This window comes from Qipengyuania benthica (assembly GCF_030717865.1).
GTDB lineage: Bacteria > Pseudomonadota > Alphaproteobacteria > Sphingomonadales > Sphingomonadaceae > Qipengyuania > Qipengyuania benthica.
This window is the reverse complement of record NZ_JAVAIL010000001.1, coordinates 667,679-682,495: the sequence shown is the minus strand read 5'-3', so window position 1 is coordinate 682,495 and position 14,817 is coordinate 667,679. Positions and strand designations below refer to the sequence as shown.

Annotated in this window: 14 protein-coding genes and 1 riboswitch; of the genes, 6 read left to right on the top strand and 8 right to left on the bottom strand. The window is 67.0% G+C overall.

Annotation, left to right across the window (positions count from 1 at the left end; genetic code table 11):
- Positions 1 to 31: 31 nt before the first annotated feature.
- A riboswitch (glycine riboswitch) is annotated at positions 32 to 135 on the bottom strand.
- A 153-nt stretch (positions 136 to 288) separates the two neighbouring features.
- The 7 genes from metH to Q9K01_RS03405 all read right to left on the bottom strand — a co-directional run bounded on the left by metH (position 289) and on the right by Q9K01_RS03405 (position 7,566).
- Positions 289 to 2,910 (bottom strand): methionine synthase, encoded by a 2,622-nt coding sequence (gene metH, locus Q9K01_RS03435; RefSeq protein WP_305928797.1) that lies wholly within the window; start codon positions 2,908 to 2,910, stop codon positions 289 to 291.
- On the bottom strand, positions 2,910 to 3,956 hold the full coding sequence (locus Q9K01_RS03430) for a homocysteine S-methyltransferase family protein (protein WP_305928796.1): 1,047 nt from the start codon (positions 3,954 to 3,956) through the stop codon (positions 2,910 to 2,912). Before Q9K01_RS03430 ends, metH begins: the two co-directional genes overlap by 1 nt.
- A complete protein-coding gene (gene metF / locus Q9K01_RS03425) occupies positions 3,949 to 4,860 on the bottom strand; it encodes a methylenetetrahydrofolate reductase [NAD(P)H] (protein ID WP_422785291.1) in 912 nt (303 codons plus the stop codon). Before metF ends, Q9K01_RS03430 begins: the two co-directional genes overlap by 8 nt.
- A gap of 17 nt (positions 4,861 to 4,877) precedes the next feature.
- A complete protein-coding gene (locus Q9K01_RS03420) occupies positions 4,878 to 5,870 on the bottom strand; it encodes an ArsR/SmtB family transcription factor (RefSeq protein ID WP_305928794.1) in 993 nt (330 codons plus the stop codon).
- A gap of 124 nt (positions 5,871 to 5,994) precedes the next feature.
- Positions 5,995 to 6,720 (bottom strand): glutaredoxin family protein, encoded by a 726-nt coding sequence (locus tag Q9K01_RS03415; protein WP_305929168.1) that lies wholly within the window; start codon positions 6,718 to 6,720, stop codon positions 5,995 to 5,997.
- A gap of 41 nt (positions 6,721 to 6,761) precedes the next feature.
- Positions 6,762 to 7,250, bottom strand: coding sequence for a DUF411 domain-containing protein (locus Q9K01_RS03410; protein WP_305928793.1), 489 nt, complete (start codon positions 7,248 to 7,250; stop codon positions 6,762 to 6,764).
- A gap of 43 nt (positions 7,251 to 7,293) precedes the next feature.
- Complete coding sequence (locus Q9K01_RS03405; protein WP_305928792.1) at positions 7,294 to 7,566, bottom strand: metal-sensitive transcriptional regulator; 273 nt, start codon at positions 7,564 to 7,566, stop codon at positions 7,294 to 7,296.
- A 184-nt stretch (positions 7,567 to 7,750) separates the two neighbouring features.
- Between Q9K01_RS03405 and Q9K01_RS03400 the strand changes: the two genes are divergently transcribed.
- From Q9K01_RS03400 to Q9K01_RS03375, 6 genes are read left to right on the top strand one after another with little or no spacing between them, the layout of a single operon-like run.
- On the top strand, positions 7,751 to 10,609 hold the full coding sequence (locus Q9K01_RS03400; protein WP_305928791.1) for a monovalent cation/H+ antiporter subunit A: 2,859 nt from the start codon (positions 7,751 to 7,753) through the stop codon (positions 10,607 to 10,609).
- Positions 10,609 to 10,965 carry a Na+/H+ antiporter subunit C gene (locus tag Q9K01_RS03395; RefSeq protein WP_305929167.1) on the top strand — a complete coding sequence of 119 codons (357 nt, stop codon included), beginning with the start codon at positions 10,609 to 10,611 and terminating at the stop codon, positions 10,963 to 10,965. The genes Q9K01_RS03400 and Q9K01_RS03395 overlap by 1 nt, the downstream gene beginning before the upstream one ends.
- Positions 10,962 to 12,491 (top strand): monovalent cation/H+ antiporter subunit D, encoded by a 1,530-nt coding sequence (locus Q9K01_RS03390; RefSeq protein ID WP_305928790.1) that lies wholly within the window; start codon positions 10,962 to 10,964, stop codon positions 12,489 to 12,491. The genes Q9K01_RS03395 and Q9K01_RS03390 overlap by 4 nt, the downstream gene beginning before the upstream one ends.
- Before the next feature lies 1 nt (position 12,492).
- Positions 12,493 to 12,978 carry a Na+/H+ antiporter subunit E gene (locus Q9K01_RS03385; protein ID WP_305928789.1) on the top strand — a complete coding sequence of 162 codons (486 nt, stop codon included), beginning with the start codon at positions 12,493 to 12,495 and terminating at the stop codon, positions 12,976 to 12,978.
- The gene (locus Q9K01_RS03380; RefSeq protein WP_305928788.1) at positions 12,975 to 13,244 is read left to right on the top strand and encodes a K+/H+ antiporter subunit F; all 270 of its coding nucleotides are present in this window, start codon (positions 12,975 to 12,977) and stop codon (positions 13,242 to 13,244) included. Before Q9K01_RS03385 ends, Q9K01_RS03380 begins: the two co-directional genes overlap by 4 nt.
- Positions 13,241 to 13,660 (top strand): Na+/H+ antiporter subunit G, encoded by a 420-nt coding sequence (locus Q9K01_RS03375; protein WP_305928787.1) that lies wholly within the window; start codon positions 13,241 to 13,243, stop codon positions 13,658 to 13,660. Before Q9K01_RS03380 ends, Q9K01_RS03375 begins: the two co-directional genes overlap by 4 nt.
- A gap of 32 nt (positions 13,661 to 13,692) precedes the next feature.
- Here the strand turns inward: Q9K01_RS03375 and Q9K01_RS03370 are convergent, their stop codons facing one another.
- Positions 13,693 to 14,817, bottom strand: coding sequence for a winged helix-turn-helix domain-containing protein (locus tag Q9K01_RS03370; protein ID WP_305928786.1), 1,125 nt, complete (start codon positions 14,815 to 14,817; stop codon positions 13,693 to 13,695).

Genomic DNA, 14,817 nt, shown 5'->3' with positions numbered 1-14,817 from the left:
CGGCCACGCCCCGGCGGGACGCGATCCGATCCATGCCCCCTCTGTCGGGTGACCTGAGAGACTGACCCGTGAATGGACGGGCTTACCCCTTCGGTGGCCGCCCCTCGCGGAGCGACGCTTTCCAGAGTGTCGAAGAGACCCGCGCGGTCCGTTGGCCTGAGAGTTTCCGGGGCGGTTGCTCCTTCGGCGCCGGGGGCCTGCCCGGCCCCGCGATCTCTCCCGCGCGCGCCCGCCGCAGAATCGCTTCCGCCGCCGACGGCACCGCCCTGCGCGATTGCGCCGCGCCGGTCAATCGAGATTGGGGCGCAGCCAGCGCTCGGCGGTGGAAATATCCACCCCGCGGCGCGCGGCGTAATCCTCGAGCTGGTCGCGGCCGATGCGCGCCACGCCGAAATAGGCCGCTTCGGGGTGCGCGAAATAGAACCCGCTGACCGCGGCGGTCGGGAACATGGCGAAGCTTTCGGTCAGTTCCAGCCCGACGTTCTTCTCCGCCTCGAGCAGCTCGAACAGCGTCGGCTTGAGGCTGTGATCGGGGCAGGCGGGATAGCCCGGAGCGGGGCGAATGCCGCGGTAACGCTCCTTGATCAGCGCTTCGTTGGTGAGCTGCTCGCCCGGCGCATAGCCCCACAGATCGGTGCGGACATGCTGGTGCAGCCGCTCTGCAAGCGCTTCGGCGAAGCGATCGGCCAGCGCTTTCAGCAGGATGTCCGAATAATCGTCCTTGTCCGCCTGGAAGCGCGCCGAATGCGCGTCGAGCCCGTGGATGCCGACCGCGAAGCCGCCCATCCAGTCCCCGGCGGGATCGATGAAATCGGCGAGACAGTAATTGGCGCGGTCGCGGCTCTTCTTCACCTGCTGGCGCAGGAAGGGGAGCAAGACCTTGGCGCCAGCGTCCAGGTCGATCACCACATCGTCGCCCTCGCGGTGGCAGGGCCACAGCCCGCAAACGCCGCGCGCGGTGAGCCATTTTTCCGCCACGATCCGGTCGAGCATGGCTTGCGCGTCGGCGAACAGGCTGCGCGCGCTCTCGCCGACCACCTCGTCCTCGAGGATGGCGGGGTAATTGCCGTGCAATTCCCAGGCGCGGAAGAAGGGTGTCCAGTCGATATAGTCGCGCAATTCGGCGAGCGACCAGTCTTCGTAGATATGCAGTCCCGGCTTCGCGGGTGCCGGCGGCTTGTCGGCGAAGTCGGCGGCAAAGGCACGTTCGCGCGCTTCGCCGAGGCCGAGCAATTCGCTGGCCGTCTTGCCCGCTCGGGCGTCGCGCACCGCGACATATTCGGCCGCGGTCGCGCCGACGAAATCGTCGCATTGCGTTTCCGACAGCAGCCGACTGGCGACCCCGACCGCGCGGCTGGCGTCGAGCACATGGATCACCGGCCCGTCATAGGCCGGATCGATCCTGAGCGCTGTATGCACCTTGCTGGTGGTCGCCCCGCCGATCAGCAGCGGCAGCGTCATCGCGGCGGTCTTCATCTCTTCGGCGACGGTAACCATCTCGTCGAGCGAGGGGGTGATGAGACCGGACAGCCCGATCATGTCGGCATCGACCTCGCGCGCGGTCTCGAGGATCTTCGACCACGGAACCATGACGCCCAGATCGACCACCTCGTAGCCGTTGCACTGGAGCACCACGCCGACGATGTTCTTGCCGATATCGTGCACATCGCCCTTCACCGTCGCCATCACGATGGTGCCCTTGGCGCGCGCGCCGGGCTCCTTGCCCGCCTCGATGAAGGGGATGAGATGCGCGACCGCCTTCTTCATGACGCGCGCGGACTTGACCACCTGAGGGAGGAACATCTTGCCGCTGCCGAACAGGTCGCCGACCACGTTCATCCCGTCCATCAGCGGACCTTCGATGACGTGGATCGGCTTGTCGGCGGATTGCCGCGCCTCTTCGGTATCGGCGACGACATGCGCGTCGATGCCCTTGACCAGCGCGTGCTCGAGCCGCTTTGCCACCGGCCAGCCGCGCCATTCCTCGGCGGCCTTCTCGTCGGCGGCGGAGCGACCCTTGTAGCTTTCGGCGAGATCGATCAGCCGCTCGGTCGCGGATTCATGGGCGCTGCCCGCGGGGGGCCGCCGCATCAGGATCACGTCCTCGCAGGCTTCGCGCAAGCTGGGGTCGATCGCGTCGTAGACGTCGAGCTGGCCCGCGTTGACGATCGCCATGTCGAGCCCGGCGGGGATCGCGTGGAACAGGAACACCGAATGCATCGCGCGGCGCACGGTCTCGTTGCCGCGGAAGCTGAAGGAGAGGTTGGAGAGCCCGCCGCTGGTCTTGGCGAGCGGGCAGCGCGCCTTGATTTCCTTCACCGCCTCGAGGAAGTCGAGCCCGTAGCGATCGTGTTCCTCGATCCCCGTCGCGACCGCGAAGATGTTGGGATCGAAGATGATGTCCTCGGGCGGGAAGCCGATGCCGACCAACAGATCGTAGGCGCGCGCGCAGATTTCGACCTTGCGGGCTTTGGTGTCGGCCTGGCCCTGTTCGTCGAAAGCCATCACCACCACCGCGGCGCCATAGTCCATGCACAGCCGCGCCTGGTCGAGGAACTGGGCCTCGCCCTCCTTCATGCTGATCGAATTGACGATCGGCTTGCCCGAGACGCATTTCAGCCCGGCCTCGATCACGCTCCATTTGGAACTGTCGATCATCACCGGCACCCGCGCAATATCGGGTTCGGCGGCGATCAGCTTGAGGAAGGTGGTCATCGCCAGCTCGGCATCGAGCAGGCCTTCGTCCATATTGACGTCGATCACCTGCGCGCCGTTCTCGACCTGCTCGCGCGCGACCTCGACCGCGGTGGCGTAGTCCCCGGACATGATCAGTTTCTTGAACCGCGCCGAACCGGTCACATTGGTGCGTTCGCCGATATTGACGAAACGGGCGGTGGTCAGGTCGGGCATCAGGCGGCGATCGTGAAGGGCTCGAGGCCCGCCAGGGTCATGGTGTGGTCGCGGTCGGGAATGGCGCGCGGCGTCACCCCCTCGACCGCTCGGGCAATGGCGGCGATATGCGCAGGGGTCGAGCCGCAGCAGCCGCCCACCACGTTGACGCGGCCGTTCTGCGCCCATTTGCCCACCAGCCCGGCGGTGGTCTCGGGCGCCTCGTCATATTCGCCCAGCTCGTTGGGCAGGCCGGCGTTGGGATAGGCGAGCAGATAGGTGTCGGCGATCGCGGAGAGCAATTGCACATGCGGGCGCAATTGTTCGGCACCGAAGCTGCAGTTGAGCCCGATCGCCAGCGGCCTGGCGTGGCGGACCGAATGCCAGAACGCCTCGACCGTATGGCCCGACAGATTGCGGCCCGACAGATCGGTGAGCGTTAGCGAAATCATCAGCGGGATATCGCGCGCCAGCTCGCGCTCGAGCTGCTTCACCGCCATGATCGCGGCCTTGCAATTGAGCGTGTCGAACACCGTTTCGACGAGGATGAAATCCGCCCCGCCCTCGAGCAGCGCGACGCATTGCTCGCGATAGACATCGACGATCTCGTCATAGGTGACCTCGCGAAAGCCGGGGTCCTCGACGTCGGGTGAGAGCGAGAGCGTCTTGTTGGTGGGTCCGACTGCGCCCGCGACGAAGCGCGGGATGCCGTCCCTCGCCATGGCATCGTCCACCGCCCGGCGGATGATCCGTGCGGCAGCGCTGTTGATCTCGCGCACGAGATGCTCGGCGCCGTAATCCGCCTGGCTGATGCGGTTGGCGTTGAAGGTGTTGGTGGCGAGCACATGCGCGCCCGCCGCTATGTAGCTGTCGCAGATCCGGCGGATCACTGCCGGCTGGCTCAGATTGACCAGGTCGTTGTTGCCCTTCTGGTCCTGCGTCAGCCCGGTCGAACCGGCATAGTCCTGTGCCGCCAGCTTCGCGGCCTGGATCTCGGTGCCATAGGGGCCGTCCTTGACGAGAACCCGCTTGTCGGCGGCGGCCTTGAACTCAGCGCGCTTATCCATCGGCTTCACCGCGCGGACGGCGGCCCAGCATGTGGCAGATCGCATAGCTGAGATCGGCGCGGTTGAGCGTGTAGAAATGATATTCGCGCACCCCCCCTGCATAGAGCCTGCGGCACAGTTCGGCGGCGAGGGTGGCGGCGACCAGCTGGCGCGCTGCGGGGCGGCGGTCGAGCCCTTCGAACAGCCCGTCCATCCAGTCGGGGATCGCCGCGCCGCACAGCCCGGCGAATTCGCGCGCCCGCGCGACATTGGTGACCGGCAGAATCCCGGGCACGATCGGCGCCTCGATCCCGTGGCGCCGCGCGGCGTCACGGAAGCGGAAGAAGGTGTCGGGCGCAAAGAAGAACTGCGTGATCGCGCGCGTGGCGCCGGCGTCGAGCTTGCGCTTGAGATTGTCGAGATCGCTCGCCGGACAATCGGCCTGCGGGTGGGTCTCGGGATAGGCGGCGACGGAGATCTCGAAATCGGCGACTTCGCGCAGGCCGGCGACCAGTTCGGCGGCGCTGGCGAACCCGTCGGGATGCGGCGCGAACTTGCGCGCGCTGTCGGGCGGATCACCGCGCAGTGCGACAATATGGCGCACCCCCGCTTCCCAATAGCGCTCGGCGATTTCGCGGATTTCGGTCTTGCTCGCATCGACGCAGGTGAGATGCGCGGCGGCGGGCAGCTTCGCCTCCTCGACGATCCGCGCCACGGTGCGGTGGGTCCGCTCGCGGGTGCTGCCGCCTGCCCCATAGGTGACCGAGACGAAGCTGGGATCGAGCGGGGCCAGTTCCTCGATCGAGGCCCACAGCTGCGCTTCCATCTTTTCCGATTTGGGCGGGAAGAACTCGAAGCTGACGTCGATATCGCCGGGCAGGCCGGAGAACAGCGGCGCGTCGAGCGCGGTGCGCGCTTCCTGCATCTGGTCGAGAGTGGGGCTCACGAGGCAACCTTTCGTTCGGGGTCGAACCGCGCCGGATGGACATCCCGCCGCGCGCCGACCCAGATCTTCACCACCAGTTCGCCGCCTTCGAGCGCCTGCGGATCGTCCGCATCGAAGCCCGCATCGGCGAGGAAATCCGCCATCTGGTCGTCGCGGAAGCCGAGCCGGGCATGAGCGTGCTTTTCGCGCAGTTCCTCGCGCTGATGGGCGGCGAAATCGACGATGGCGACTCGCCCACCGGGCCTGAGCACGCGCGCGGCCTCGACCAGCGCGGCGGCGGGATCGGGCGCGAAATGCAGCACCTGGTGGAACAATACGGTGTCGAAACTCGCATCGGAGAAGGCCAGGCCGGCGAAGTCGCCCTGAACCAGTTCGACCCGCTCGGTCGGGAGGTGCTGGAGCTTGGCGCGCGCCACCCGCAGCATCGCCAGGCTCTTGTCGAGCGCGACGATATGGTCGGCCGAGCGCGCGAACAGCTCTGCCATGCGTCCGGTGCCGGTGCCGATGTCGAGCAACCGTCCCAGACCCTGCCGATCGAGTGCGCCGGCGAGCGCGGTTTCGACCTGTTCGTCCGAGGTGTGCATCCGCCGCAATTCGTCCCAGTCGTGGGCGTGTTCGGCGAAATAGGACGCCGCCTGTTCTTCGCGCGTGGCCCGGATCGCCGCAAGCCGTTGGCGATCCTGCGCACAGGCGCGGGCGAATTCCGGGTCTTCGCGCTCGGCGCATTCGAGCATCGTGGTGATCGCCTGCCGCAGCGGGCTCTGCCGATCGCCTGCGGGTGCGGCGCGCAGGAACACCCAGCTGCCCTCGCGTCGCCTCTCGGCCAGACCGGCGCTGGCGAGAATGCCGATATGCCGCGAGACCCGCGGCTGGCTCTGGCCGAGCACCTGCGCGATTTCGCCGACCGCAAGCTCCATCGACCCGACCAGCCGCAGGATGCGCAGGCGGGTGCTGTCGGCCAAAGCCCGGAAGGTCGTCTCGATCAACATGAATCGAGGATATAAAGGTATCGACAAATGTGTAAATGGATTTCCGCACCGGGAGGCGGGAATGGATGATATCACCGCGCGCTGGAGCGAGGGGGAATACCCTCCCTTGCCGGCGTCGGCGCGCTCAGAGCTGGATCCAGCCCAGCGCCCTCGCCCCCATCCACAGCCCCATGCCGATCATGAACAGGTTCTCGGTCAGCGAGACGAAACCCAGCGGGACGTTGGAATTGCCGCCGACGCAGGCGCATTTGAGCTCGCGCTTGTCGATATAGACCGCCTTGAACACGCTGACCGCGCCGACGCTGCCGATGAACAGCGCGACCGGGACCGAGACGATCGGCAGCGCATGCGCAACCATCAGCACCCCCGCCAGCGCCTCGCCGAAAGGGTAGATATAGCCGTAGCGGACCCAGCGCCGCGCCAGCAGGTCGTAATTGAGGAACATGGTCGAGAAGCTGCGCAGATCCTGCAGCTTCTGCACCGCGAGGAAGCACATCGACAGGCTGACGAACCACTCGATCGCCTGCACCGAGAAGACGGTCCCGAGCGCATACCAGCTGATCGCCAGCCCGAGCAGAAAGGCGACCGCGAAGATCGCGATCACCGGCTGGTAGCTGGTCGCGCCCTCCTTCTGCACCGATTTGCCCAAATGCGCGCGCAGATCCTCATAGCCGCCGATCCGGCGGCCCTCGATGAATGCCTGCGGCGTGGTGGCAACGCCATGCTCCTGCTTGAAGGCATCGGTCTCAGCGCGGGTGGTCAGGTGATGATCCTCGACCGCGAAGCCCTCGCGTTCGAGCAGGTCAACGGTCTTGAGGCCATAGGGGCAGACATGGCCCGGCATGACCATGCGGTAGACGCTCGCGGTCTTCGCGGCGGTCTTCGGGGCGCTCACGACCCGGCGCCGGCTTGCGCCGGATAGCTCGCCCAGACCTTCATGCCTTCGGGGCCGAAGGCGACGACCTGATAGGCCTGGCGATGGCCGCCATGCTCCATGCCCGGCGAGCCCATCGGCATTCCCGGTACGGCCAGCCCGGTGACGCCTGCGGGACGCTCTGCGAGCAGCCGCTCGATATCCGCGGCCGGGACATGGCCTTCGATGACGTAACCATCGACGATGGCCGTGTGGCAGGACTGCAACTGCGCCGGAACGCCGTGCTCTGCCTTCACCGCGCGCATGTCGGGGTGGTCGACCGTCTCGACGCTGTGGTCGTCGCCATGCTCGATGTGATCGGCCCAGGCGGTGCAGCAGCCGCAGGAGGCGTCGCGGTACATGGTGAAGGTCGCGGCCTGCGCGCTGCAGGCGGCGAGCGAGCCGCCCAGCATGAGCGCGCCGGCGAGGCTGCGGCGAAGCACGGCGGTGCGGATGGTGGCGAGCATGATCGGTTCCTCGATTACTGGACGGATGGGGTAAGAGATGGCTTCATCTTTTGGCGCGTTCGAAGAGATCGACGAGTTCGTCGAACTTGACCTTCTGCTCGGCCGCATCGCCGCTGGCGATCGCTTCGGAGACGCAGCAGGCGGCGTGGCGCTTGAGGATCTCGCTCTCGGCGCGCCCGAGCGCGGCCTTGACCGCCTGGACCTGCGTCAGGATATCGATGCAATAGCGGTCGTCCGCCACCATCTTTGCGACCCCGCGTACCTGGCCCTCGATCCGGCGGAGGCGGTTGAGAAGAGGTGTCTGATCGGGCTTCAAGGCTCTTCTCCAGCGGGAACGCGATACCGTATGGGGGTATATAGGCCCTTTGGGTCCCCCAGAACAAGGGGTCCTCTAAAGCGAGCGCCGAGTCGAAAAATCCAAATCCGGTGGCGTTTTGCGGGTCGTTATGGCTATGGGGCGCACGAAAGCTCCGCGCCCGAAGGATGATCTCGACCCGACAATGCCGATTTCGCTGACGCTCTTTACTCTTGCCGGCCTGCCCTTCGTCGCCGCCCTGCTGATCGCGCTCTGCGCCGATCGCGGAAGGGCGATCCATTCGGGCATCGCCGCCGCGGCGAGCGCGATCGGTCTGGCGCTGACGCTCTCGCTCGCGGGGCGAGTGCTGGCCGGCGACCAGATCGCGGTTTCGGCCGCCTGGGTCCCGGCGATCGGGCTCGACTTCTCGCTGATGATGGACCCGCTGGGCCTGATGTTCGCCGGGCTGATCCTCGGGATCGGCCTGCTGGTGATGATCTTCGGGCATTTCTATCTGGCGCAAGGGGAAGCCACCGGGCGGTTCTTCGCCTCGCTGATGCTGTTCCAGGGCTCGATGCTGGGGATCGTGCTGTCGGGCAATGTGCTGCTGCTGCTGGTGTTCTGGGAACTGACCAGCCTGTCGTCCTTCCTGCTGATCGGCTTCTGGCGCGACAAGCCCGAAGCGCGGCAGGGCGCGCGGATGGCGCTGGCGATCACCGGCGGCGGCGGACTGGTGCTGATCGCGGGGATGATCCTGCTGGGCGTGGTGGCCGGATCTTTCGATCTGATGACGATCCTGCAGAACGCGGATGTCGTCCAGGCCTCGCCGCTCTATCCGGTGATCCTCGGGCTGATCCTGATCGGCTGTTTCACCAAATCGGCGCAATTCCCGTTCCATTTCTGGCTGCCGCACGCGATGGCCGCGCCCACCCCGGTCAGCGCCTATCTTCATTCGGCGACCATGGTGAAGGCCGGCGTGTTCCTGCTGGCCCGGCTGTGGCCGGTACTCGCGGGGACCGACCTCTACACTGCGGTCGTCAGCAGCGTCGGGTTGGTCACCATGCTGTTCGGCGCATGGGTGGCGCTGTTCCGCCACGATCTCAAAGCCATCCTCGCCTATTCGACGATCAGCCAATTGGGCCTGCTGGTGATGCTATTGGGCTTCTCGCTCGAGGCGGCTGCGATCGGCGCGGTGCTGCACATCCTCAACCACGCGGCCTTCAAGGCGGCGCTGTTCATGACCGCCGGCATCGTCGACCACGAGGCGGGGACCCGCGACATCCGCCATCTCGGCGCACTCGCCAAGGTCATGCCGGTGACCGCGCTGGTCGGCACGCTCGCGGCGCTCGCCATGGCGGGCATCCCGCCGCTGGGCGGCTTCATCTCCAAGGAGATGATGCTTTACGAGGCGCTCAACGTCTCGCTGTTCGGTCTGCCCTGGCTGGTGCCGACGGTGGCGGCTGTCGCGGCGGCGCTGTCGGTCGGCTATTCGCTGCGCTTCGCGGCGCATCTGTTCTTCGGCCGGGCGCGCGATGCCGATGCTCACGCGCGGGCGCATGATCCCGGCGCAGGGATGCTGCTCGCTCCGGCAATATTGGTGAGCCTCGCGGTGCTGCTCGGTCTTACGCCGATGCTGCTGGCCGGGACGGTGGTTTCCTCGGTGGCGGGCGCAGTCACCGGCGGGCCCGCGCCCGAACTCGAGCTCTCGCTCTGGCACGGTTTCAATCTCGCGCTGGGACTGAGCGCCCTCGCCATCCTCGTCGGCGTTCTGCTGCTGTGGCGGCATGCCGCGCTGCTGCGGGGGTACGCCGCGATGCGCCATGCCGATGCCAAGGCGCTGTTCGAGCGCGCGATGCGGGTCGCCGATCTGGCGGTGCGCAAGGCGGTGGTGACGGTACACCGCCCCTCGCTGCAGCGGATGGTGTTCGCCGTTTTCGCAGTGGTGGTGGTGCTGGTGATCGAAGGCGCGGGCAGAGGCGGCAGCCTCACCGGACCGCGCGAGCTCCTGCCCGCGCCGCCGAGCGCGGTCGCCGCCTGGCTGCTGCTGGTCGCGGCCACGATCGCGGTGCTGGTGGAGGAACGCCAGCGGTTCCGGGCGCTGATCTATATCAGCGTCATCGGCCTCGTCATCGCATTGGCCTTCGTCCACTTCTCCGCCCCCGATCTCGCGCTGACTCAGATTTCGGTCGAGGTCGTGACGATCCTTCTGCTCCTGCTCGCGCTCAACCTGCTTCCCAAGCTGCCCGCGCTGGTCTCCAGCCCGACCCGGCGGATGCGCGATTCCGTTCTCGCAATGCTGGGTGGACTGGGCGTCGGCGGCGCGGCCTGGGCCATGCTCACGCGCAATCCCAACGACCCCATCTCCTCCTTCCATCTCGCCAACAGCTACAGCGGCGGCGGCGGGACAAATGTCGTCAATGTGACGCTGGTCGATTTCCGCGCCTTCGATACGATGGGCGAGATCATCGTCCTCGGGATCGCGGGGCTGGTCATCTACGCGCTGCTCGACACGACTTCTCGTGGCGCGGCGGGCGCGCGGCTGCGGTCGTGGCAGGAGGACATGCCGCATTCGCCCGAAAGCCACCCGGTGATGTTCGTGATGTCCACCCGCATCCTCCTGCCGCTGGTGCTGGTGGCGGGTATTTTCATCTTCCTGCGCGGCCACAACGAGCCGGGCGGCGGGTTCATCGCCGGGCTGATCGTGGCGATCGCCTTCCTGCTTCAATATCTCGCTTCGGGCTTCGACTGGACCGATTCGCGCCGCCGCATCGGCGAGCATATCCTGATCGGCTTCGGCGTGTTGATCGCGGTGTTCACCGGGTTGGGATCGCTGCTCTTCGAGGCCAATTTCCTCTCCACCGCTTTCGACTATTTCACCCTGCCTCTAGTCGGCGAGTTCGAACTGGCGACCGCAATGCTGTTCGATCTGGGTGTGTTCTCCGTGGTGCTGGGCGCGGTCATGCTGGCGCTTGCGCAGCTAAGCCATATCGCCAAACGCGCGGCCCGCGCGCACGCCGCCCATGAGGCGGAGCTGCGGGACCAGTCGCAGGAGGCGCAATCGTGATCAGCCTCGAATTCCTCGTCGCCAGCGCGATCGGCGTGCTGGTCGCGGGCGGGATCTACCTCTCGCTGCGCGGCCGCACCTTCCAGGTGGTGCTCGGGCTGACGCTGTTTTCCTATGCGGTGAACCTGTTCCTGTTCGCCTCGGGCCGGCTGGTCGTCGGCCGCGCGCCGATCTGGTCCAAGACGGTGACCGAATACGCCGATCCGCTGCCGCAGGCGCTGGTGCTGACCGCGATCGTCATCACTTTCGGGATGACCGCCCTGGCGGTGATCCTGATGCTGCGCAGCTTCCTCGAAACGGGTAGCGATCAGGTCGATGGGGCGCCGTCCGACGAGCCGGAGGACGCAGCCTCGTGAACCTCGCGCTCGATCTCGCCCCTCACCTGGCCATCGCGCCGATCGTGATCCCCGCGCTGGCGGCGCCGCTGGCGCTGCTGGTGATGCGGCGACGGCGCAGGCTCGGCATCGCGATTTCCTTCGTTTCGTGTTTCGCCATGCTGGCAGCCGCGCTCGCGCTGCTGGTTCAGGCGGGCGACGGGGCGATCCGGACCTACGAACTGGGCGGCTGGGAAGCCCCCTTCGGCATCCTGCTGGTCAGCGACCGGCTGGCTGCGATCATGCTGGTACTGGCCGCGGTTCTGGCGCTGCTGGCGCTGCTCCACGCGGTGGTGACGAACGCCGACCGCGACGGCTGGCATTTCCATCCGCTGCTCCAGTTCCAGCTGCTCGGCCTCAACGGGGCGTTCCTGACCGGCGACCTGTTCAACCTGTTCGTGTTCTTCGAAGTGCTTCTGATCGCGTCCTACGGCCTGATGGTCCACGGACAGGGATCGGCGCGGCTCAAGGCGGGGGTGCAATATGTGGTGGTCAACATCATCGGCTCCTCGCTGTTCCTGATCGCGCTGGGGCTGCTCTATTCGCTGACCGGCACGCTCAACATGGCGCAGATGGGTCTGCGCATCGCCGCGATCGGTCCCGACGACCAATGGCTGCTGCGCGTGGCCGCGCTGCTGCTGGCCAGCGTCTTCGCGCTCAAGGCCGCGCTGGTCCCGCTGCATCTATGGCTGCCGCGCACCTACGCCGTGGCCACCCCGGCGGTTGCGGCGCTGTTTGCGATCATGACCAAGGTCGGGGTCTATTCGCTGATCCGGGTGGTACCGCAGGTCCTCGGCGACGATGCAGGTTCGGCGGCCTGGGCGCCGGCGCCCTATCTGCTGCCCGCCGCGATCGTGACCGCACTGGTCGGCTTCGCCGGCGTGTTCGTGGCGCGCCGCCTCTCCGAACAGGCCGCCTATGCGATCATCGGCTCGACCGGTACGCTGATGATCGCGGTGGCCGGCTGGCAGGTCGATACGCTGGGCGCCGCGCTTTATTATCTGGTCCACTCGACGCTTGCAGGCGCCGCGCTGTTCCTGATCGCCGATGTCGTCGCTCGCCGCCGCGCCAGCTTCAGCGACACAGTCAGCTCGGGCCCGGCATTCTGTCAGCGGCAGTCGGTCGGGCTATTGTTCCTGGTTGCGGCGATCGCGACCGTCGGGCTCCCGCCGCTGTCGGGCTTCATCGGCAAGCTGCTGATCATGGAGTCGGTCGCCGACACCCCCGGCTGGGGCTGGGCCTGGGCGGCCATCCTGCTGACCACGCTGGCCGGGGTGATCGGCTTCGCCCGCGCCGGCAGCGCGATCTTCTGGAAGGAAGGTCCGGTCTCGGATGGCGCCGAGCCCGCGCATGTGGCACGATCCGACATGGCGGCGCCGGCGACCGCACTGCTGCTGGTTGCGGCATTGGCCGCCGCTGCGGGGCCGGCCACCGCTTATGGGACAGCCGCTGCCGCGCAGGTGCTCGACGCTCCGGCGACTGCCCGCGCCGTGTTGGGAGCCCGATAGTATGCGCCGCGTGATCCCCCATCCCGGGCTCTCGGTTCTGCTGGTGCTCGTCTGGCTGCTGATGGCCAACAGCCTGTCGTTCGGCGCGCTGGCAATCGGCATCGTCATCGGCGTGCTGCTCCCGCTGTTCACCGCGCCGTTCTGGCCGCGCCGACCCGATGTCCGCTTCCGCTACGGGATTCCCTACGTCCTGCTGGTGCTGTGGGACGTCATCGTCGCCAATTTCGAAGTCGCCGCCATCATCCTGTTCCGGCGCAGCCGCGACCTGCGCCCGCAATGGCTGGTCATCCCGCTCGAGCTCGACACTCCCGAGGCGATCACCGTCTTCGCCGGGACGATCAGCCTGACCCCGGGGACGGTGTCCGCCGATGTCTCCGCCTGCGGCAAATACCTGCTCGTTCACGCGCTCGATGCTGCCGATCCCGACGCGGAGATCGCGCGGATCAAGCAGCGCTACGAAGAGCGTTTGAAGAAGGTGTTCGCATGATCGGCTATGCTGTCATCTTCGGCTTCGCCTGCCTCGTGCTCGCCTTTGCGTTCAATCTGTGGCGGCTGCTGCGCGGCCCCACCGTGGGCGACCGGATCATCGCGCTCGACACCATGGTCATCAACGCCATCGCCCTCATCGTGCTCACCGGCATCGCTAACAACGATGCGGTCTCCTTCGAGGCGGCGCTGCTGCTGGCGATGGTCGGCTTCATCGGCACCGTCGCCTATTGCAAATTCCTGCTGCGAGGGGACATCATCGAATGATCCAGCCCAGCCTCGCCGAAATCGTTACGAGCCTGCTGATCGTACTGGGCGCGAGTTTCGCGCTGATCGGCAGCTGGGGTCTCGTCCGCCTGCCCACGCTGATGGAGCGGCTGCACGGCCCGACCAAGGCAACCACGCTCGGCCTGGGCGGCATCCTGCTGGGTTCGGTCGCCTATTTCCAGCTTGCGCAGGATGTCTGGTCGGCGCAGGAATTGCTGGTTTCGATCTTCCTGTTCATCACCGCCCCGATCTCGGCGAACATGGTCGCCAAGGTTCATCTGCACCGAGTGCGGCTGAAGGATGGCGACGGGATCGAAAGCCCGGCGGGCAAACCGCCCGAACCGCCCGCAAAGGGCGACTGGGCGACCTACGAAGCCCCACACCGCAACAGCTCGGTCAGGACCTCGGACGAATAGCGGCCGCAAGTGCTGCGCTCTGCGAGTTCGGACTAGGCGACCAGTTGCTGCTCGGGCGCGCCGCGCGACAGCGAGCGCTTTCCGAACCGCTCGATCCCCCAAACAATCCCGGACGAAAAGACGGCGCCTTCAAATGCGGATGTGAGGGCTCGGCCAAGCGGACCGAGCTCCGCCTCTCCCGGCACATTGCTTATCCCTTCCAGCCTGATCTGCGAGGAAGGAAAGGCCGCTGCGAGGCTCGCGAGGCTCCCCGCCATCATCCGGCCGTCGAGCACGGCAATCGCAAGCCCCGCCCCCGCACCCAGCAGTCCGGCGATGACCAAGGAGTGCGCAAGCCTGCGGCCAGCCAGAAAGGCAGCCGCACCCACCGCCGCACCGAGGACGAAACCTTCGAAAGCTCCGGCGAATGCGCCGACCTCGTGTCCGAACAGCAGGCGAAACGCATCGCTGCCGATCAGGTTCGCGAGCGCTCCGATGGTCAGGCCGCCAAGCGCGCCGCCGGCAATCGGAGAATACCACCGCCAGGGATGGACGAACCGCGATGCCGCGAGACCCGCCCCGATCCCGGCTCCCGCGACGCCGGCAGAAAAGATCGATACCAGCGCCAGCACCAGCAGCAACGAGACGGCTCCCCCGCCCCCGGAACCACCGCCGGCAAAACCGCCCGCACCGGGTTGTCCTGCGCCGAGGAAGCCATAGACCAGACCCACCGCCGCCCCCGCTAGCATTGCGCCTCCCGTTGCGGCCGACGCGCGATGCAGGAAATGCGAGCGGGCTGGCTCAGCATTCGGGAACGCGATCCGAGAACCGGGCGGGACTGCCTCGGGAGTCGATCCATTCGCCGCCTCGACGGGCGCGACGAACCGGTAGCCGTGCTTGGGGACGGTCTCGATGAAGCGGGGTGCCGACGCGCTGTCGCCCAGAGTCCGGCGCAAGGTCCGTATAGCCTGCGTCAGCGCTTCGTCGGTCACGGGTATGCCGCGCCACACCTCGTCCATGAAGCGCTGCTTGGTGACGAGTTCCCCAGCCGCTTCCACCAGCAGGATCAACGCGTCCAGATAGCGCGCGTTGAGTTCGACCCGCGTGCCCTCGCGTGCGAGGCTGCGATTAACCGGATCGAGATCGAACGCCCCGAAGCGCACTGCCGAGCCGCTCAT